Here is a 22,280-nt window from a genome sequence, read left to right on the forward strand (position 1 = left end):
ACATTTTCAGTTTTCAATCCATTGTTTCACTTCGCTAAAATCCAATCCCCCATAATTACCACTACTCATAAGCAATAGTGCAGAATTATCTAAATCTTTCTGCTTTAAATACTGCTGAAAACTTTCTGGATCGGTATAAATAATGAGATCATTGCGATTAAAAGCTTCGGCAATTTGTGAAGCAGAAACTTCTTTAAGCTGTTTTATCTTTACTGCATGAGGAGAGTAAAACACCACTGCCTCATCGGCTGCATCCAAAGCGCCTTCATATTCTTTTAAAAACGAAGTATCCAGACTACTATAGGTGTGTAACTCGAGACAGGCCACCACATTTCTATTTTGATATTGCTCTTTTACTGCTTTTGTAGTTGCTCTTACTTTAGATGGGCTATGCGCAAAATCTTTATATGCCACAGCTTTATCGCTCTCTGCAATTTTTTCTAATCGTTTTGATGCTCCTTTAAAAGAAGCAATGGCCTCATAAAAATCATCCTCATCAATTCCCATATGCTGGCAAATCCATTTTGCACCAGCAAGATTATTCAAGTTATGTGCGCCAAAAATTTCGATAGGCATTTCTCCTTCAGGAGTATCTAGTAAAGTTTCTCCATCCTCTACGCGATACTGCGGAGTTACATATTCAAACTTTCGAATTGGATTTTCTGTTAACTCTGCTAGTTTTTTTACCTCAGTATCCTCTTGATTATATACTAATGCACCACCATTAACAATAGAATTCATAAAAATTCTAAACTGATCGACATACATATCAAAAGTCGGAAATACATTAATATGGTCCCAGGCAATCCCACTTACCAAAGCAATATTAGGGTGATACAAATGAAATTTTGGCCTGCGGTCAATCGGCGAAGATAAATACTCATCTCCTTCTAAAACGATAAAATCATTCTCTTCTGTAAGGTGCACCATGGTATCAAAACCTTCTAATTGTGCTCCTACCATATAATCTACTTCCTTATCATGATAATGCAGTACATGCAAAATCATAGAAGTAATCGTTGTTTTGCCATGCGATCCTCCTATTACCACACGAGTCTTATTTTTGGACTGTTCGTATAAAAATTCTGGATATGAATATATTTTTAGTCCCAATTCCTGAGCCTTAAGAAGTTCTTCATTATCCTTTTTGGCATGCATCCCCAAAATAATTGCATCAAGATCTGAAGTGATTTTTTCTGGAAACCAACCAAATTCGGTTGGTAATAATCCATATCGTTCTAATCTTGATTTTGAAGGTTCAAAAATAGTATCATCACTTCCTGTTATTTGATATCCTTTTTGATGTAATGCTATGGCCAGGTTATGCATCGCACTACCTCCAATAGCTATAAAATGTACACGCATAGTAAACTCTTAAATCAGAGAGTAAAGATACAATTAACAATTAGCTAATAAAATAATGAGGTAATGAAAAATAATTTCGAGTCTTAATTATTTTCCTCATTAAATCGTAGGGTTTCCTAAACAAAACAGAGACTTCCCTCATTTATCATTTTATCTGTTCTTTTTTAAGCCTTTCTTAGTCGTCAAATAAAATGTGGCAGAAATTTTGATTTATAGTAACAAAATTATCCTGACTCATTTCAAATACGTAGTTTTATGATGTTATTTACGAATTATGAAGCGTTATCATATAAAATAATACAACACTTATTTACGTTTGTTTCACAACCTAAAAAATATATGATGAAAAAGCATATCATCCTTATTATAATCTGTATATCAAACCTGTATATTATGAAAGGTCAAAATGACTATCAAAGTGATTGGAAAAAAGTAGAAGCTTTTAACCAGGAAGGATTACCAAAATCTGCTTTGGAAGTAGTTGAAACTATATATACTAAAGCGAAAAAAGAAAATAATGATAACCAGGTAATTAAAGCTTTTCTTCATAAGGCAAAGTATATGCTTACTCTAGAAGAAAACGCACAACTTACCATTATCAAAAACTTGAAAAGCGATATTGAAAATAGCGAGTTTCCTAAAAGAAATATCCTAGAAAGCGTTCTTGCCAACTTATACTGGCAGTATTTTCAACAAAATCGATGGAAATTCTACAATAGAACTCAAACTTCAGAAAAAGTTGATACCGAAGATTTTAGAACCTGGGATCTAGAAACATTATTTGCAGAAACACATCTTTACTACCAAAAATCTCTTAAAAATGGAGTTTTGGCCCAGCAAACAAATCTTAATAGGTTTGATCAAATCTTACAAACCGCTACCGATTCTAAAAAATATCGCCCTACACTATACGATTTTTTAGTTCATAATGCTTTAGATTTCTATAAAACCTCAGAAACCAATATCACCAAACCTTCGTACGCTTTTACTATAAATGATAAAAAATATTTACAGGAGCACACTGTTTTTTCGTCATTAAAAATAGAAACCAAAGACTCATTATCACTACAGTTTAATGCTTTAAAGCTATTTCAAGATTTAATAAAATTTCATGCAAGAGACAAAGCACCAGATGCTTTGATCGAAGTAAATATAGAGCGCATAAAATTTGTATCAGAAAATGCTGTTTTTGGCGACAAAAAAACTGTTTTACTCGAATGTTTACAATCAGAAAAAAAGAAATTTGCAACTCATAGTGCCTCAGCTTTATACGATTATCAAATTGCAAATTTATATAAAGAATATGCTGATACGTATATCCCAGAAGAAAACGAAACCCATCGCTGGAAATTAAAAGAAGCCTTAGAGATATGTGATGCTACAATTAAGAAGTTCCCAGATTCGAGAGGAGCCAACCAATGTGAAGCATTAAAAAGCCAGATACTTCATACCGAGTTAAACATCAAAACCGAAAAATACGTTCCAATACAAAAACCGGGCAGATTACTAATCACATATAAAAACCTGAATAAACTTTATTTTAACGCTTTTAAAATTACTCCTAAACAATTAAAAGACTTAAATAAATTATACAAAACTCCAGATCAGATCAAATTCCTGAGTTCCTTAAAGGCAACTAAAACATGGGAAGCAGAAATTTGCGATGAACATGATTATCAGACTCATACTACTGAAGTATTGTTACCAGAATTAGAACAAGACTCTTATCTTATTTTAGCAACGATATCAAAAGATCTTTCTCAAAAAAGTTTGTTTTCTTACGGAAATACCCAGGTTAGTAATTTAGCATTAACAGAAAACAGAACTCCAGAAAAATCTATATTTCAGGTTTTAGATCGTAATAATGGAGCACCCATTGCCAATGCCAAAATACATTTAAAAACAAATAATCAAAGAGGGTATGGCAACAAATTAGATAAGACCTTAATTACCGATGCCAAGGGTCAGGCTTATTTAACAGTAAATACATATCACTATGATGTTAGTATTACTGTTTCGCATGAGAAAGATGTAGCTAGATTTGAAGGGTACTATCTAAATCAATCATATAAACCAGATTATAGCACCAAAACAAATACTACCACTTTTCTATTTACAGATCGCAGTATTTACAGACCTGGACAAACCGTATATTTTAAAGGAATTATGATGTCTTCTGATGGCAAAGAAGAATTTAAAGTATTACCCAATCAGTCCACTTTTGCTACACTAAAAGATGTAAACGGACAAGATGTAAAAACGTTAAACTTTAGAACGAATGATTATGGATCCTTTAGCGGTGAGTTTATAGTTCCTTCTTCTGGACTTACTGGAGTGTATACTATACAAACTAATAATTACCACAGTACTTCTTTTTCTGTCGAAGAGTATAAACGACCTAAATTTGAAACTAAATTTAATCCAGTTAAAGAAACCTATAAAGTTAATGATGAAATAAAACTTACCGGAGTTGCCACAGCTTATGCTGGTAGTGCAATTACCGATGCCAAAGTAGTGTATCGGGTACATCGTAAAGTACAATACCCTCGTTGGTGCTATTGGTACCCAAGACATACAGTAGAGCCTCAGGAAATTACCCATGGAGAAACCATAACCGACGAAAAAGGAGAGTACAATATTAATTTTAAAGCACTTCCTGATCTAGGGGTATCTAAAGAGGATTTACCAATTTTTAATTACGAGGTTACAGCAGATGTAATCGATATAAACGGAGAAACACGTAGTACTACAACAATAGTTAATGTAGGATATCACGCGTTGACCGCTGCTATTACGATCAAAGATAAGATTGATAAAACACAAAAAGACAACACACTTACGATAACCACCATTAACCTAAATAATGAGTCTGTTGCTACAGCAGGAACAATTAAGGTTTACAAATTGAAAGCTCCTAAAAAACCTATGCGAATTCGCCCATGGAAAGCGCCTGATTATGAAGGTTTCAAAAAAGAAAAATTTGAAGAATTATTCCCACATGATGCTTTTAAAAATGAGCATGATTATCGAAAATGGGATAAAGGAAATATGGTACTGAATAAACCGTTTAATACTGCATCAACAAAAGAAAATGAAACAGGAACACAACAACTTTCTTTAGGTAACATCAAAAAGTGGGAGTCTGGTAAATATGTTATCGAATTAAATACCAAAGATCGATTCGGTCAGGATGTAAAGGATATCCAATACATTACCCTATATAGTCTGGAAGACAAAAATATTAGTGATCAGCAATTGTTTGAGATCACTACCAATAAATCGAACTATAAAATCGGAGATGAAGCGATTGTTAAGTTTAGTTCTGCCTCAGAAGATATAACAATTACAGTAGACATTGAGAAGAACCATACTATTATCGAAACCAAAATTATTAAGCTCTCGAAGAATAGTAAAACTATTAGAATTCCAGTAACAAAAGAAGATTTGGGAGGGTTTTCAATAGGATACAGCTACCTAAATTACAATGGATACCAGAGCGGAGCAATAATAATTCCTGTACCTTATGAAGCTACAGAGCTTAGTATAGAAACCAAAACCTTTAGAGACAAATTACTTCCTGGTCAACAGGAAACCTGGAGTTTTACGATCAAAGGCCCTAAAGGTGATAAGGTAAGTGCAGAACTACTAGCAAGTATGTATGATGCTTCTTTAGATCAGTTCAGACCTCATCAGTGGTATTTTGATCCCATCAATCGCCCTACATATTATACGCAGAGCAAACGACATGCTACGCAGAGTTTTGGAGTGCTCACGTTTAGATTACAAAACCACAATAATCCATCATATCATTATAGTAGCCAGGGGTATGATCAACTAAACTGGTATGGTTTATACTTTGGGCAACAATATTTTGGAAGAAATAGAAATTACGATATTATGGAGAGTGGTGCTCCTGCACCAATGATGAAAAGATCTGCTGCCAAATCTGCCGTTGCCAATGAAGTAATGGAAGAAGCAGAATTTAATGCCGATGATGGAGTTGCCGGAGTTGCTGGTGATATTGTCGAGAAAGACAAGGAAGAAAGTAGAGCAGGAAAACAACAAGAACAAAAACAACAAGAACAGCAATCTCTTGAAGGTGTTAAAATTCGAAAAAACCTACAAGAAACTGCTTTTTTCTTTCCGCAATTAACCACCGATGCAGAAGGTAATGTAAGTTTTAATTTTACCGCTCCAGAGGCATTAACAAAATGGAAATTACAGCTTCTATCACATACCAAGGGGCTAAATGCAGCAACAACAACTTTAGAAACAGTAACTCAAAAAGAGTTAATGATTCTTCCTAATCCACCCAGATTTTTACGAGAAGGCGATAAGATTGTATTAAGTTCTAAAATATCAAATCTTGCTACCAAAGATCTTAATGGCATTGTAGAGTTGCAATTATTTGATGCGTTAACCAATAAAGTGATAGATACCAAGCTTCAAAACAATAATGCTCGTCTAGACTTTATGGTAAAAGCCAAAGGAAACACTAATGTATCCTGGGAGCTTCAGATTCCCGATGATGTACAGACTGTTCAATATAAAATCATAGCAAAAGCAGGAGATTTCTCTGATGGCGAACAAAATGTACTTCCGGTATTAAGTAATCGAATGTTGGTTACCGAGACGTTACCAATGTGGATTCGTTCTGATCAAACAAAGACATTTACACTAGATAAATTAAAAGATAACACCTCTAGTACATTAAAACACCATAAGCTTACTCTGGAGATGACTTCTAATCCAGCTTGGTATGCCGTACAAGCACTACCCTACCTTATGGAGTATCCATATGAATGTGCAGAGCAAACATTTTCGAGGTATTATGCAAATACCTTAGCTAGCCATATCGCTAACTCTAATCCTAGAATTCAGGAAGTATTTAATCAATGGAAATCTAGCGATGCCCTACTAAGTAATCTTGAAAAAAACCAGGAATTAAAATCCCTGATGATTCAGGAAACACCTTGGTTACGTGATGCACAAAGCGAAACCGAACAAAAGAAACGAATTGCTTTACTGTTTGATCTTAATAAAATGAATAATGAACTACAATCTGCATTAAACAAATTAAAACAAATGCAGTATGGTTCTGGTGGGTTCCCATGGTTTCAGGGAGGAAGAGAAAACAGATTCATCACGCAACATATTGCCACAGGTTTCGGACATCTAAAAAAATTAGGTGTTACTCAATATGATGGAGATACTTCGACTATGCTACAAAATGCAGTTCGTTTTCTGGATGCAGAATTTGTAAAAGAATACAAAGAACTTAAACGGTATTGTGAAAAAAACAAGATTGATATTAATAAAAATCATTTAAGTTATACTCAGATTCATTATTTGTATATGCGTAGTTTCTTTACCAATATCAAAAGGCCAAAAAATACTAACGAGGCTTGGAACTACTATCTTGGACAATCCAAAAAATACTGGTTAAATCAGAGTTTGTATGCGCAGGGAATGTTAGCCTTAATAACACACCGAAACGATGATAGTGCAACAGCTAATAAAATCATAAGATCACTAGACGAAAAAAGTATATCTAGTGAAGAATTAGGAATGTATTGGAAATCTAATACAGCAAGTTGGTTCTGGTATCAGGCTCCAATTGAAACTCAATCTTTAATGATTGAAGTCTTTTCTGAAGTGGAAGCAGAACCTAAACGAACCGAAATTGTTGATAATCTAAAAATCTGGTTACTTAAAAACAAACAAACCAATCGTTGGAAAACCACTAAAGCTACTTCTGATGCTGTATATGCATTATTACTACAAGGTAGTGATTGGTTATCGGTAACCGATATGGTAGATATCGTATTAGGAGATCAAAAAATCGATCCGGGTAAAATGGAAGATGTAAAAGTCGAAGCTGGAACAGGGTATTTTAAAACCTCCTGGAATGGTAATGAAATAAAACCTAATATGGCAACTGCCAAAATCTCTAAAAAAGGAAAAGGTATCGCCTGGGGAGCTTTATACTGGCAATATTTTGAAGAGCTAGACAAAATCACTTCGGCAAAAACACCACTCTCTTTAAAGAAAAAATTGTTCCTCAAGAAGAATACGGATACGGGTGAAGAAATTACAGAAATTACTTCAAAAACTAAGCTAGAATTAGGTGATCTGATAAGAGTACGTATCGAATTGAGATCTGATCGTGCAATGGAGTTCGTTCATATGAAAGATATGAGAGCATCTGGTTTAGAACCCATCAATGTAATCTCACAATACAAATGGCAAGATGGTTTAGGATATTATGAAAGTACGAAAGATGCTTCTACAAACTTTTTCTTTGACTATTTACCCAAAGGAGTATATGTTTTTGAGTATGACCTTCGTGTCAATAATAAAGGAGATTTTTCTAATGGTATCACCACGATACAAAGTATGTATGCCCCAGAATTCTCTAGTCATTCTGAAGGAATCAGAGTAACCATCAAATAGAATAATACATTTCTTTTAATTATTTTAGTCTTCTCCAAGTTTACCGAGTACAGTTTGGTATTCTTGAAGAAGACTAACTAATATTCAGACTTTATCTTATGAGGATAATCAAAAAGATATTTAAATACATTGGGATCATTTTAATACTCCCGGTATTATATCTTATCATATCTCTGGTATTAACCTATATTCCAGTAAATGGAAAACAAGATAGCGAAGAAAAAAATCATACTGTTTACCTGAGCTCTAATGGTGTTCATTTAGAAATTATCATTGCCAAAAACGACCTAAATACTAGTGTATTAGAAGATCAGTTAGATACTCCTCAGGCACAATATTTCTCATTTGGCTGGGGCGATAAAAACTTTTATGTCGAAACTCCATTATGGGCTGATCTTACATTTGTTAATGGGTTTCAAGCTTTATTTCTTAATACTCCGACCTTATTACATGTTACCAGGCATTCTTCTATGCAAGAGGATTGGGTAGCTCTAAGAGTCAATCAAAAACAACTCACAAAAATAAACCAATATATCTCTGCTACTTTTAGACTAAATAGTGAAAACAAAAAGATAGTATTACCTGGTTTAGGGTATTACAAAAACGATGACTTTTATGAGGCAACAGGAAATTATACATGCTTTAACACTTGTAATAGCTGGGTCAACACGGGATTGAAACAAAGCGATATAAAAGCGTGCTTATGGACACCCTTTGATTTTGGATTACTGGGCATGCATAAAAATCAATCTGATAGATAAAAAAAGACCTGCCTGGTTTTAAACCGACAGGTCTAGAAATATTATAAAGATGTAATTTTATTTCTTGGGCATCATTACTGCATCTATGGTATGGATAAGTCCATTAGATGCCTTAACATCTGTAGTCACCAGATTACCTCCATTACCCATTTCATCGATAAGAAAAACTCTATCCCCTTTCATTGTTGCAGTCAATAATGTTCCTCCTATTGTTTTTAATTTTACACTTCCGTTACCTTCATTAATCGCAATAACAATATCTTCTTTTGTAATTACATTAGGTATGATATGACAATTCAAAATAGCTTTTAATTGCTCTTTATTTTCTGGTTTTAGCAATTTTTCTAATGTGATAGGGTTTAATTTATCGAAAGCTAAATTTACCGGGGCAAATATGGTAAACGAACCTTTATCCTCTAGTGATTTTGCTAATTCGGTCACTTTAATTGCAGATGTGAGTGTAGAAAACCCTTTATCCATAGAAGCAAATTCGAGTATAGTGGGTAGTTTTTCTTTAATAGTTTCCGAAGGTGTTACATTCTGTGCTATTAATTTTTCGTTTTGTGTAGTCCTATCATTTTTCGTTTCACTACAGGCGGTCAGTAATAACAATCCGGATAAAGCAAAAACTGGTAATACATTTCTAATTTTCATTGTAAGGATTTTTCGTTTTTTTGTTTGTATGGAAACGGCACAGAAGCATTTTTCTTTGGTAAATTTTGGTTAAATAAATCTTAACAAAACACTAAATTCATTATTCAACAAATTTTAAGAGCCAAAGAACACTACTATACAATTACTCTATAAAGGTAGCAGGGGGAGCAAAATTATAAACGTCAACTTATTATCCGTAACGTTTCTTCTAGTATTCGTTTTTAGTCATACTCATAATGCATTTCTTAATCTAGATTATTTTTTTAGTCATCTTATATATTGAATTTTGTCTTAAGCAAATAAAATCAATGACATGAAAAAAGATCGGATCGATATTAGTGAGGTTAATCCAAATGCCTACAAGCCTATTTTGGCACTTTATGATGATATCAAAAAAAGTTCATTATCTGACTTAGAGTTTTTATTGATAGAAATTAGGGCTTCACAAATTAATGGTTGTGCCTACTGTGTGCAAATGCATATTCAGGAAGCTGTTAATCAAGGAGAAAAACAATATCGCATACATGCTTTGCCTTTTTGGAGAGAATCTCCTTTTTTTACTGAAGAGGAACAAGTCATCCTCGAAATGACAGAAGAAATAACACATATTTCTGCAGATGGATTAAGTGATGAGTTGTATCAAAAAGCCATTCATCTTTTTGGTGAAAAAAAAGTGGCAGACATTATTATGGCAATTTGTTGTATCAATGTATGGAATAGAATAGGAAGAGCCACTTTAATGACTCCAATACCTTCTTAAAAATAATTAAATTTTTATATCAATGAAGATTATCTATATCTAACTCTTTCTAAGGGTAAGTATTGCTTTAGGTTTTTTATCTGCAGTGGCAGACCGATTTGGATGGTGGCCTGAAGAAAGCTCTGCCTGGGGTAACTGGGGTAGTTTTATAGAATACACCAAAGTGCTTAACCCATGGGTTCCTAATAGCCTTATAAATTTTGTAGGGATTGTAGCTACAGCTGCAGAAATAGTATTGGCTATATTTTTGATTATCGGATTCAAAACATCATTATCTGCCAAACTAAGTGGTACTCTTATTGCCCTTTTTGGCATTGCCATGTGTGTTACTATAGGTGTTAAAGCGCCATTAGATTATTCTGTCTTCTCTGCCGCCGCAGCCGGATTTAGGCTTAGCATCATCAAAGAAAAATATCTCGAAATGATACATATTAAGTAAAAAGTAAATTGTATCAGAGCATATCAAAAACAATTTCTATCGGCATAACACATTAAGATCTAGCACAGAAGGTAAACTACAAAGTATAACTCTATTTTTATACTTCTGTGCTCATCTATATTTTTAACATCCAAAACAATATAACATGAGTTTGATTACTTCTTCACTCATAATTATTTTATTGTTTCATTAGCTGTTTTACTATTGATACCTACAATTTCTAATCTATAAATTAATTCTCCGTATTTAATTCGATTAGGCATATCCTCATACACATCAATAAATGTGCGATCTGTATAACTTTCTGGAATTAAAAAAGGCCTGTTTCCCATGTAAGTCTCTACTATCAAAATTTCATCTTGATGTGCCCCTACTGCTTTAGACATCGTATTGGCCAGCGAGCTCCCTTCATAAGCTGCTGCCATATTTACAACTCTAAAATCTTTATCCATAGCTATATCAAACCTGTAATAATTATAGTTTGATTCTTCTGGATTAGGTAAACTAAATGAAAATTCAAATTCGTTTTCCAGTACTTCTTCATGATCCCATATTTTAACCAAATAAGTCCCGGGGAGGAGTTTTCCATTTGTAGTATTTCCTGGATCAATTATTTCGTTTATTGCCCAAACATCACTTGGTGTACCATCTTCATAAATCATCTCAAAAGTAACTGACTTTTGCTCTTCACTGGTATTAAACAATCTAAAATGCTGTCTTGCTCCATCCTGTTCATTTGCTATAACACCTAGAATGATTGCTCCTAGTACCAAAAAAATAACAAATCCGATAAAAAATTTTATAACTATTTTCATATTAAATTTTCTGAAATGTATTACTCGTTGTGCTTAGTACTTTTTTCATAAGGTTTGCATTCTCCTCTTTATATTTTTTCAGTATAATCGATTTAATAAGAGTCATCAAAATCATTCCTGGAATAAGAGCTATAACTCCTCCCAAAGCTCCTGCCAATTTATAACCTGGTAAAAAATCTAATGGTGCTATATGATTAGCTCCCATATAGGCACCTATAAGCATAAAAGGAAAAACTATAGCATACATCAAGAAACTACCAATCTTTGTAGATTCTGAGACCTCTATATTTAGATCACCAGAATGTTGTTTCTTCCAATTTAGAGATAATGAAGCACCGATTTTATTTCCTTTTCTTATTTTTATGTCATAACTCCAATCGTCTTCTATTTCGGTATCTTTCCCTAAAGAAATTATATATTCATCTCCAAAATTATTATCTAACTTAGCTGCTAATCCAGAAACAAATTCTTTTATTTCTTCTTTTGCTGCATTTACATTTTCTGTATTTAATTTATAAACCATTTGCTATTATTCATGTATTAAAAATTGCTTGATCCTCTTTAATTATGCCTTCTATTTCTTTTTCAAATCGTAACCATTTTGGTAATAATATTAAGATGGGAAGAATACCAGAGACTAGTATTCTTGCCATTGTTGATGGCGAAAACCCACTTATTACTATATAGTTTTTATCAGATTTAGTTTTCAACTTAACAGAAGCACCTATCCAGTTATTCTTCTTAATGACAACATCTGCTCCTATCAAGGAACTTAGATACACCTCATATCCAAAAGAAGAAAACATCATGTTTAGATAATCTTTTAATACTTCTTTGTTAAGAGTTTTCTCTGTGGTTATTTCAATTTTTCTCGCCATATTTAGTTTCCTACAATTCTATAATTATTTTATTTAAATACAACCTTGATCATCTCTTGGTTTATACCAACAAATCTTTTTAGGAGAAGGGTTAGATTTTCTTTTGTTCAAATTAAAAGGTTACATTTTTTGATTCAATTCATTTTCCCACTCTTCATAATTTTTCACAATGATCCTATATGTTTCATTTTGTTTACTTGTAACCTCCAGGACATTTTTTGTTACACCATGTTTTCCCTGGGTTATTTTCTGTATTTCCTTAAACTCAAGATTAAATCCAAAACTTTTCTTTTCAACTTGTTTTTTGAGTAAACTACCCAAAAGCCCTAATCCACTTACACCAGTCTTATGGGCATCTAACACAAGTCTATTGGGTGTTAAATAAAGTGTTCCCTGCATCAAGTTTACTTTTGATTTAAGATATCCTACTTTTTCTTCTTTTTGGATTCCTTCTTTTACTAACTCTTCTTTCATAACTATTTTTTTTACTGGCTAAGTAACCTTTTCTATAATCAGTACCTGTATTTTGTTGTTTATTTCACTTTATCACAACTTAATTCTCCTCTATGACCAATGGTATGCTGTTTGATGTTTTCATCATATTGCCCATTACCTAAATAGGCTTTTAAAAATCCAAAATTTCTATAACCACAGCCTTCATCATCAGAATATAGCACATCACCTTCTACATAATTTCCCGTAATATTTCCATAATCATCCCTTAAGATTTGCCAATCTAATGTGATCATAACTTTATGAAATTTCACCCCTGGCCAGTCTTTAGTATTTGCCCATAACTCAATTTGTTGCATCATTTCTGCTTCCAAATTTGCATTATGTTTTACAGGTGTAGGTGCTCTTTTTGCTTTTAAAGCTCCTTCTTCAATTTCTTTAGCCATCATTATTAAACTTTCTGTTCCCTTTGTTGTATCATAGGTTATCGTACCAAAATAGAGTTCATCTTCCTGATCCATTTTCCCATCGGTAAGTGAAATTCTTAAATTATGCTTATAAGGATCTAAGCGCTCGCCCATTCTTCCCAACAAAAAGGAAGCTCCATCTCTATCTGTTTTCATACTCTCTAGAGAAGAAGGAACTATTTGAAATACCGCATAATTTTTCTCTAAATCTGCTTTTTTCAACCTTTTCACGGTACATTGATTTACTACTTCATTTTCTTTTGGCAACAGATCTTTCTCCATTTTATCCATTCCTATAGTTATCCAATAGTGATTTCGTCCAAAATTATCTTGAAAACGATTACTTAGCCGTTTCAAATAATAGCTATCTTTCATTTTTGCAGGAAAGTAAGCCACTCCCCAAATTTCATCTCCAACTTTAAAATCTGTTTTTATTGTTGATACATCTTCGTTACCAACAGTAGGCTCTTTAGAAAAGAAAACTATTTTCCCAACATTCTTTTGATGAAAATCTGACGTTGCATCTTTCACAAAATATTCTAAAGGCCCTTTTTCTTCCTCCTCCTTCTTTTTCTTCTTTCCCCAAAGGCTTCCTAACTCCTTAGATAATTCGGACTTAATACCTAGTTGTTTTTTTGCCGCTTTTAGTTCTTTTTTACTAATCGCCAAAACCTCTTTTTTTACGACCAGATTCATATCTCCTAATACCAAAAGTGTTAAAAGGTTATTCTTTTTTGTCAAAATGTAACTTTCTTTAGTATCAACACTTTCATAACTACCTGGTATGTTTTTTAGTAATGAAAAAGCCATCTCTGAAGTTCCTCGATATGTATCGAATGTTGCTTTTATACTTCCATCTCTTCTATTAAGAATAGTAATTTGATTTATTTTATTTCCGCTCACAAAATAGAGTCCATCAGGAATTTTTTGAGCACTTGTCTTTACAGAAAACAATACTAAAATGACAATGAGAATACTCTTAAATTGATTCATATTATTAAAGGAATTTTTTAAGTGTTCAAATATAGATATCGGTCAAAACAAAAATAGCTTTACTTCATATCCGCATTGCTTTTAGTGATATTCGATACGTATTATTTGATATTTGAAAAATTAGCAAAGAACCTTTCTGGGGTTATAATGGGAATTTTGGCTTTTGATCTATGGTTAAGATCTTTTATTGAATGGTAATATTACATTTCAAGAGAAGGAACTACATATAACAATGCAATGAAGACTCCAGAATGTTTGGGTTTCTACTTTGTAGAAAAAGAAATTGAAGAATTGTAAGTCTTTTTTATTAGAAAAATAAGTGGTGCACTAAATATGAAACTATGCAAAAAAAGTTAATATATTATCTTAATGCTAAAGTAGAATTAGCACTAATACTATATTACAAAATAAGAAATCAAAGTTTTAGTCATTCAACATTTGCCAAAGCTTATCTTTTAACTCTTGCAACCCTTGTTGTGCTACCGAAGAAATAAACAGGTAAGAAACGTTGAGTTGCTGATCTAACTCTACCTTCAATTCTTCTTTTAATTCATTATCTAACATATCAGATTTCGATATTGCTATAAGTCGTTCTTTATCTAATAAATCTGGATTGTACCGTCGTAGTTCATCCAAAAGGATCTCATATTGTTCTTTGATATCGGGAGCATCTGCTGGAATCAAAAACAACAAGGTAGAATTACGTTCGATATGACGTAAAAAACGATGACCTATACCTTTACCTTCTGCTGCTCCTTCTATAATACCAGGAATATCAGCCATCACAAAAGTTTGAAAATCTCTATATTCTACAATACCCAGATTTGGTTTAAGTGTAGTAAACTCATAATCTGCAATTTTTGGTTTTGCGGCGGTTATAACCGACAGCAAGGTAGATTTTCCTGCATTAGGAAACCCTACCAATCCAACATCTGCCAGTACTTTAAGCTCTAGCGTAACATCATGTTCTTGTCCTTCTACACCTGGTTGGGCATAGCGAGGAGTTTGGTTTGTTGGGCTTTTAAAATGCCAGTTACCTCTACCTCCCATACCACCTTCGGCAGCAATATATTCTTGTCCTACCTCTGTAATTTCTTTAATAATATCTTGTGTTTCGGTATCCCGAATTACTGTTCCCAGAGGTACATCTACATAAACATCTTCTCCATCGGCTCCTGTGCTTCTGCTTTTACTTCCATGCCCTCCGTGACCAGCTCTTAGATGGCGTTTAAATTTAAGGTGATGTAGTGTCCACATGTTAGGGTTTGCGCGAATAATAACATGACCACCACGGCCTCCATCACCACCATCGGGTCCTCCTTTGGTAATGTATTTCTCACGATGTAAATGTGCAGATCCTTTCCCTCCGTTCCCGGAGGTTATATGTAATTTTACATAATCTACAAAATTCCCTTCTGTCATAATTCGTTTCCTATATCACCCTAATAAAAATCAGAGATATTTCAATTTTACTTTTACTATACTGAATTAGATTCAGCTTTCACAAACTAAAGTTTGTCTATTACACTACTTAACCTCTCTGTAATTTCATCGATACCTCCTACTCCATCTACTCCAAAATATTTATCTTGTTTTTGGTAGTAATTCTTTAAGATAGCTGTTTCGTCATAATATACTTTAATACGATTACGTATCACTTTTTCATCTGCATCATCGGGTCGCCCTGATGTTTTTCCTCTTTCGAGTAATCGTTGTACTAATACTTCATCATCTACTTCTAGAGCTACCATTGCACTAACCATTGCTCCTTTTGACTCTAGTAATTTAGCTAGCGAATCTGCCTGAGCCTCGGTCCTTGGAAACCCATCAAAAATAAAGCCTTTAGCTTCTGGGTTTTTATCAACTTCGGCATTCAGCATATTAATTGTAACCTCATCAGGTACCAATTGACCTTTATCGATATATGATTTTGCCAAAGTACCTAACTCTGTTTCATTTTTTATGTTGTATCTAAACACATCTCCTGTAGAGATATGTATCAGATTATATTTTTGTTTTAAAACTTCTGCTTGTGTTCCTTTTCCTGCTCCTGGAGGTCCGAATAACACCAAATTTGTCATGTTGTTTGGTTTTAATTGATAAACTTCTGTAAGATTACGCCCTAATCCATTATAATCAAGTCCGTATCCTACAATAAATCGATTTGGGATTTCTATCCCAATATAATTTATATTAATTTTTTTAGTATATGCTTCGGGTTTATAAAATAGAGTAGCTATTTTGTATGTTAAGCACCCTTTTTCTACTAACATTTTTGTTAGCACTTCGATCGTATTACCCGTATCTACAATATCTTCTAAGATCACCACTGTTCTTCCTGAAACCTCTTCACCTAGACCTACTAACTCTTTAACCTCGTGCGTAGTTTCGGTTCCTTCGTACGATGCTAATTTCACAAAGCTAATTTCGCAATCATAATCAAACCGTTTCAAAACCTCTGAAGCAAACATAAACGCACCATTTAATACTCCTATAAATAAAGGGTTTTTATCTGCTAAATCTTGATTTAATCCAGCAGATACCTTATCTATTGCAGTCTTTATTTCTTCTTCACTAATGAAAGGAACAAACTGTAAATCGTGCAGTTTTACCATCTTATTTTATACTTGTTCTGGTTTGATTTTTTAATTTAAAGCCGCAAAGATAGTGATTAGTAATGAGCATAACTAAGAATTACGACATCAACCTTCTTACAACCACAAACAGGTCAAAATGATTGTTATACAAATACAGAATTAGTATAGATTTAATCATCAACAAATAAAAACGCATACCAACCAAATAAGCTTTATTATGGTTAACTTATTGCATTTACCTTACATTATTGTGGTTATTCCTTCTGAAAAAATTATTTTTGCATTTTAAGATAAATTTGAAACCCCGAAAATGACAAATTTTTTCTCGTCAAACTTTAAGTTAGGAATACTAGGAGGAGGTCAGCTAGGTAAGATGATGCTTTATGACACCCGAAAATATGACATCCAAACATATGTCCTTGACCCAAGTCAAGATGCTCCTTGTAAAATTGCATGTGATCATTTTCAACAAGGTAATTTGATGGATTATGAGACTGTTTATAATTTTGGAAAAAAGGTAGATATACTCACTTTTGAAATTGAAACTGTAAATCTAGAAGCTTTAGTTCAACTAGAGAAAGAAGGCAAAAAAGTCTATCCAAGTTCAAAAACTCTGGAAAAGATACAAAACAAAGGAGAACAGAAGCTTTTTTACGAGGAAAACAAAATTCCAACTGCAGAGTTCACACGGTTTTCTAACAAGGCTCACCTTACTGAAGGAATTACCAACAATAGAATCAAACTTCCATTTGTTTGGAAAAGTACACAGGGAGGATATGATGGTAAAGGCGTTTCTATTATTAGATCTGGAGCAGATTTAGCAAAAATTCCTGATACAGAATGCATTGCAGAACATTTAGTTGATTTTAAAAATGAATTAGCTGTAATTGTTGTTCGCAATCCTAGTGGAGAAATCAAAACCTATCCTGTGGTAGAGATGGAGTTTCATCCAGAGGCCAACCAGGTAGAATATGTGATTTGCCCAGCCAGAATTGATTCTAAAATTGCTCAAAAAGCAGTAAAAATTGCCGAGAAAGTGTCTAAAGCTTTTGAGCATGTAGGAGTACTGGCTGTAGAAATGTTTCAAACACAAGAAGATGAGATTCTTGTAAATGAAGTTGCACCAAGACCACATAATAGTGGACATTATAGCATCGAAGCAAGCTATACTAATCAATTTGAACAACACATAAGAGCTATCCTAGATTTGCCTTTAGGAGCTACAGAAAGTAAAGTAGGTGGTATTATGGTCAATCTGGTAGGTCAAGAAGGATACACAGGAGATGTTATTTATAAAAACATAGAAGAAATCATGAAAATGAAAGGTGTTACACCACATATTTATGGTAAAAAACAAACACGTCCTTATAGAAAAATGGGGCATGTTACTATAGTTCATGAAAACATTGATGAAGCTCGAAAAATAGCTGAAAAAGTAAAAAACACAATACAAGTAATTAGTTAACAGAGGTGTAGAAACTTATTTTATATACCTTCATACTCTATTATGATTACTAATTTTTGACAAACAAATACTAACAATAACAAATAATATAATGAGCAAGGTAGGAATAATAATGGGTAGTACTAGTGATATGCCAGTAATGGAAAAAGCTATCGAAGTATTACGAGGTTTTGATATCGAAGTCGAAGTAGACATTGTTTCGGCACATCGTACTCCAGAAAAATTATTTGATTATGCCAAAAATGCTCATACCAGAGGCATACAAGTTATTGTAGCTGGTGCTGGTGGCGCTGCTCATCTTCCTGGGATGGTGGCTTCATTATCTCCTCTACCAGTGATTGGCGTTCCTGTTAAGTCACGTAACTCTATCGATGGATGGGACTCTGTTTTATCTATTTTACAAATGCCTGGCGGAGTTCCTGTAGCTACTGTAGCTTTAGATGGAGCTCTAAATGCTGGTATTTTGGCAGCACAAATTATAGGTGCAAATGATACATGTGTTTTAGATAAAATCTTAATCTATAAAGAAGGATTAAAGCAAAAAGTAATCGAAGGAGCTAAGCAGATAAAAAAATAACAAAAAAAAGAGTCACTTTTCAGTGACTCTTTTGAATATCAGGCCTTACAAAAGAATATAACAATATTTATTAACCAACTTAAATATATTACACAAAAAATTCATCGTAAGACCATTACTCTTAAAACCTACAACAAAGGTAAAACCTTACTTTAATTACACAATAAAAGTAATGCTAAAATATTCATAGTTTTCGATGAAATACCAATTTCGTCGACAAAAAACAATAATTAAGATTTTTTTAACTATTTTTTGATCGAAAAAACAGACAGTAAAACAGTTTTTTTAGTAAAAAATGGGTTTTTTACTAAAAAATAGAAGACAAAAGAGCTGCAAAATGCAGCTCTTTCGATATATTTGGTCTTTGCATTAGAACAATTATTTATATTCATACCCCAAATAAAAATAATCTTTTATTCTAAATACTAGACCATACTAATAAACCTAATCAAATCTATTGGTATAAAATTTAGTTTAATGAAAAACACCCATAACCTGGTAACGTTTTTCGATAAAAGGCTGTTTTTTCCGATGTAAGAACACATAACATAAAAAAACAAGAAGAAATCATTAATACACAATGAACAATCCACTATTAAAACCATTTGATGCTGCACCATTTTCAGAAATAAAGTCAGATCATTTTTTACCGGCTATAAAAAACGGCATTTCTATTGCCAAAAAACAAGTTGATACCATAGTCTCTAATTCCGAACCACCTTCATTTTCTAATACTATAGAGGCATTAGAATATTGCGGAGAGTTGTTAGATAGAGTTACAAGTGTCTTTTTTAATTTAAATAGTGCTGAGACTAATGAGGAGATTCAAAAAATAGCACAAGAAGCCTCTCCTCTACTTTCAGAATTTAGTAATGACATAGCACTTAATCTCGACTTATTTAAGAGAATCGAAGTAGTGTATACACAAAAAGAATCATTAGATCTTAATCCGGAACAATCCAGACTTCTTGAAAAAAGATACAAATCGTTCTCGAGAAATGGAGCTAATCTTCCTGATGAAAAAAAAGAAAAACTAAGAGAGGTTGATAAAGAGCTTTCTACGCTAAGCCTAAAGTTTGGCGAAAATGTCTTGGCCGAGACTAATAAATTTGAGATGTTGCTTACCAACGAATCTGATCTAGCTGGTTTACCAGAAGGAGCTAAGGAAGCAGCAAAATCTATGGCAGAAGCAAAAGGTAAAAAAGGGTGGTTAATCACTCTGGATTACCCAAGCTATATTCCTTTTATCACTTATGCCGATAATCGAGAGTTGCGTAAAAAACTAGCTCTTGCTTTTGGATCCAAGGGATTTCACAACGATGATCTTGACAACCAGGAAATTGTTTTAAAAATTGCAAACCTTAGACATCAACGTGCTCTTCTTTTAGGATATTCCTCTCATGCCAATTATATACTGGAAGAACGAATGGCAGAAACTCCCGATACTGTATTTTCTTTTCTAAATGAAATTTTAGAGAAGGCCAAACCTGCGGCAGAAAGAGAATTTAAACAATTAACATCTTATGCAAAGGAATTAGATGAGATTGATCACTTACAAAAATGGGACGGAGCTTACTATTCAGAAAAACTAAAACAAAAGCTTTTTGACCTTGATGATGAAAAACTAAAACCTTATTTCAAGTTAGAAAATGTAATTGAAGGGGTTTTTACTGTAGCCCATAAATTATTTGGTCTTCAGTTTAAAGAAGTTAATGATGTAGACAAATACCATGAAGAAGTAAAAACTTATCATGTTACTGATACTGAAGGTAATTTTGTTTCATTGTTTTATGCCGATTTTCATCCCAGACCAGGAAAACGTAATGGAGCATGGATGACATCCTATAAATCACAAATGAGGAAGAATGATAAAAACATAAGACCTCATGTTTCTATTGTTTGCAACTTCACCAAACCTACGCCTAGTAAACCATCTTTATTAACGTTTAATGAAGTAACAACACTATTTCATGAATTTGGTCATGCATTACATGGTATGCTGGCTAATACTACCTATCCCGGTTTGTCGGGAACTAGTGTATACTGGGATTTTGTAGAATTACCTAGTCAAGTTATGGAAAATTGGTGTTATGAAAAAGAAGCTTTAGAGCTTTTTGCAAAACACTATGAAACAGGTGAAATAATCCCAATGGAATTGGTCGAAAAGATTAAAGAATCTGCAACCTTTATGGAAGGTATGTCTACACTGCGTCAATTGAGTTTTGGACTACTCGACATGTCATGGCATGCACAAGATCCTAGCGATATAAAAGACGTAAAAGCACATGAAAAAACTACTTTTTCGGCAACTTCTTTGTATCCAAATGTAGACGAAAACTGTATGAGTACAGCTTTTTCGCATATTTTTCAAGGAGGGTATTCTGCGGGGTATTATTCTTATAAATGGGCAGAAGTATTAGATGCTGATGCTTTTGAGTATTTTAAAGAAAATGGAATTTTTAATCGTGAAATCGCTACCAAATTTAAAGATCATGTGTTATCTAAAGGAGGTACAGAAAACCCTATGACTCTTTACAAACGTTTTAGAGGACAAGAACCTAAGCCTGAAGCGTTATTAAAACGAGCAGGATTAATTAAATAAAAAATACCAAATGGGATCTGTTGAAGCTAAAAACTTTAACAGATCCATTTGGTAAATCTAATATATCCTTCGCTATCATTTTATAATCATCTTCTTTGTATATTTTTTTTGATCTACCAAAAGTATACTTCGCCAGAAAATTTTGAAATCTTGGTTTAGACAGCTTCACTTTTAAGCTTAATCTCTTGTGCAATATTTCCTTTTTATAAATATAAATACAATACTATATAAGTCTTTATGCTTACGTGATTGAGTAATAATAAAGTCTCTTAAATCCATTTTACATATAGAATTCCTAAAACCCTGTTTTCAGGGTATAGGAATGAGAATATTATTCTTTTTTTTGAACTAAAGCACATTAAAATTAAAACTCAAGAATAACTACAAATTTTTAGAATTAAATAGTGTTATACCAAATTCATATTAATTAAATTATTGTAAAAATGAAAAAAACAATTTTAACTTTAGGGAAGGTCTTAAGTAAAACTCAGCAAAAAAGTATTAACGGTGGTAGGTATACAGAATGTAATTCTGATTCTGATTGCCCTGATAATATGGCATGCTGTTATTTTTCTTTGTATAAAACTGAAATATGTGCCTTTAAACAATTTTGTTAATACCTTTCTGATCGTTCTTTGCTAATGCTATCGATCATTTGTTTTCTTAAGAGTTCATAAGTAAGGTATCTATGCTTCTGATTTCTTAGGGTAAGCAATAGAGACATTTAACAATAAAAAAATTAGTAAAAAAGCAGATACATTAGTGAAATGTATCTGCTTTTTTGTTTTCAAGAGAAGTATACTTTTCCCTGAATTATGACGAGTTTGTATACCATATTAAAGCTCAAACAATTGTATTGGGATTAGAATATTGTTTTGAGTAATTTCTATTATTTTTTGTGCATTTGTAGTTTCCTTTTTTGTTCTATCTCAAAATAAGTAAAACAAAGTTTCATAAGAAAAAGGTTCCCCTTAACAAGGCTCTAAATGCCATAATAGTTT

General features: G+C 33.0%; 16 protein-coding genes. 7 read left to right on the forward strand and 9 right to left on the reverse strand.

Annotation, left to right across the window (positions count from 1 at the left end; translation table 11 throughout):
- Nucleotides 1–6: 6 nt before the first annotated feature.
- Nucleotides 7–1,365 carry a UDP-N-acetylmuramate--L-alanine ligase gene (gene murC / locus NNL09_RS01210; protein WP_196910668.1) on the reverse strand — a complete coding sequence of 453 codons (1,359 nt, stop codon included), beginning with the start codon at nt 1,363–1,365 and terminating at the stop codon, nt 7–9.
- A 393-nt stretch (nt 1,366–1,758) separates the two neighbouring features.
- Between murC and NNL09_RS01215 the strand changes: the two genes are divergently transcribed.
- Together NNL09_RS01215 and NNL09_RS01220 are read left to right on the forward strand one after the other, a co-directional pair.
- Nucleotides 1,759–7,818, forward strand: coding sequence for an alpha-2-macroglobulin (locus NNL09_RS01215; RefSeq protein WP_231389186.1), 6,060 nt, complete (start codon nt 1,759–1,761; stop codon nt 7,816–7,818).
- 98 nt (nt 7,819–7,916) lie between these two features.
- The gene (locus tag NNL09_RS01220) at nt 7,917–8,579 is read left to right on the forward strand and encodes a TIGR02117 family protein (protein ID WP_196910669.1); all 663 of its coding nucleotides are present in this window, start codon (nt 7,917–7,919) and stop codon (nt 8,577–8,579) included.
- A 57-nt stretch (nt 8,580–8,636) separates the two neighbouring features.
- Here the strand turns inward: NNL09_RS01220 and NNL09_RS01225 are convergent, their stop codons facing one another.
- The gene (locus NNL09_RS01225; protein ID WP_196910670.1) at nt 8,637–9,233 is read right to left on the reverse strand and encodes a fasciclin domain-containing protein; all 597 of its coding nucleotides are present in this window, start codon (nt 9,231–9,233) and stop codon (nt 8,637–8,639) included.
- Between the two features lie 313 nt (nt 9,234–9,546).
- On the opposite strand from NNL09_RS01225, the gene NNL09_RS01230 reads away from it, so the two are divergent.
- Nucleotides 9,547–9,993, forward strand: coding sequence for a carboxymuconolactone decarboxylase family protein (locus NNL09_RS01230; protein WP_025666427.1), 447 nt, complete (start codon nt 9,547–9,549; stop codon nt 9,991–9,993).
- 85 nt (nt 9,994–10,078) lie between these two features.
- Nucleotides 10,079–10,432, forward strand: a complete 354-nt coding sequence (locus NNL09_RS01235; RefSeq protein WP_196910671.1) for a DoxX family protein — start codon at nt 10,079–10,081, stop codon at nt 10,430–10,432.
- 173 nt (nt 10,433–10,605) lie between these two features.
- Here NNL09_RS01235 and NNL09_RS01240 read toward each other — a convergent pair whose 3' ends face one another.
- The 7 genes from NNL09_RS01240 to NNL09_RS01270 all read right to left on the reverse strand — a co-directional run bounded on the left by NNL09_RS01240 (nt 10,606) and on the right by NNL09_RS01270 (nt 16,653).
- Nucleotides 10,606–11,247, reverse strand: coding sequence for a hypothetical protein (locus NNL09_RS01240; protein ID WP_196910672.1), 642 nt, complete (start codon nt 11,245–11,247; stop codon nt 10,606–10,608).
- Between the two features lies 1 nt (nt 11,248).
- A complete protein-coding gene (locus NNL09_RS01245; protein ID WP_196910673.1) occupies nt 11,249–11,770 on the reverse strand; it encodes a hypothetical protein in 522 nt (173 codons plus the stop codon).
- A 10-nt stretch (nt 11,771–11,780) separates the two neighbouring features.
- On the reverse strand, nt 11,781–12,125 hold the full coding sequence (locus tag NNL09_RS01250; RefSeq protein ID WP_196910674.1) for a hypothetical protein: 345 nt from the start codon (nt 12,123–12,125) through the stop codon (nt 11,781–11,783).
- Nucleotides 12,126–12,245: 120 nt separating this feature from the next.
- Complete coding sequence (locus tag NNL09_RS01255) at nt 12,246–12,599, reverse strand: hypothetical protein (RefSeq protein WP_196910675.1); 354 nt, start codon at nt 12,597–12,599, stop codon at nt 12,246–12,248.
- Between the two features lie 59 nt (nt 12,600–12,658).
- A complete protein-coding gene (locus NNL09_RS01260; RefSeq protein ID WP_196910676.1) occupies nt 12,659–14,038 on the reverse strand; it encodes a hypothetical protein in 1,380 nt (459 codons plus the stop codon).
- Nucleotides 14,039–14,461: 423 nt separating this feature from the next.
- A complete protein-coding gene (gene obgE / locus NNL09_RS01265; RefSeq protein WP_025666421.1) occupies nt 14,462–15,460 on the reverse strand; it encodes a GTPase ObgE in 999 nt (332 codons plus the stop codon).
- A gap of 86 nt (nt 15,461–15,546) precedes the next feature.
- Nucleotides 15,547–16,653, reverse strand: coding sequence for an adenylate kinase (locus tag NNL09_RS01270; RefSeq protein WP_081748296.1), 1,107 nt, complete (start codon nt 16,651–16,653; stop codon nt 15,547–15,549).
- 292 nt (nt 16,654–16,945) lie between these two features.
- Between NNL09_RS01270 and NNL09_RS01275 the strand changes: the two genes are divergently transcribed.
- The 3 genes from NNL09_RS01275 (at nt 16,946) to NNL09_RS01285 (ending at nt 21,279) form a co-directional block, all read left to right on the forward strand.
- A complete protein-coding gene (locus tag NNL09_RS01275) occupies nt 16,946–18,100 on the forward strand; it encodes a 5-(carboxyamino)imidazole ribonucleotide synthase (protein WP_025666419.1) in 1,155 nt (384 codons plus the stop codon).
- Nucleotides 18,101–18,191: 91 nt separating this feature from the next.
- Nucleotides 18,192–18,677: a 5-(carboxyamino)imidazole ribonucleotide mutase gene (purE, locus tag NNL09_RS01280; RefSeq protein ID WP_025666418.1), complete on the forward strand. Its 486-nt coding sequence runs from the start codon at nt 18,192–18,194 to the stop codon at nt 18,675–18,677.
- Between the two features lie 580 nt (nt 18,678–19,257).
- Nucleotides 19,258–21,279 (forward strand): M3 family metallopeptidase, encoded by a 2,022-nt coding sequence (locus NNL09_RS01285; RefSeq protein WP_196910677.1) that lies wholly within the window; start codon nt 19,258–19,260, stop codon nt 21,277–21,279.
- Nucleotides 21,280–22,280 lie beyond the last annotated feature (1,001 nt).

This window comes from Aquimarina sp. EL_43, from assembly GCF_943422735.1.
Taxonomy (GTDB): domain Bacteria; phylum Bacteroidota; class Bacteroidia; order Flavobacteriales; family Flavobacteriaceae; genus Aquimarina; species Aquimarina megaterium.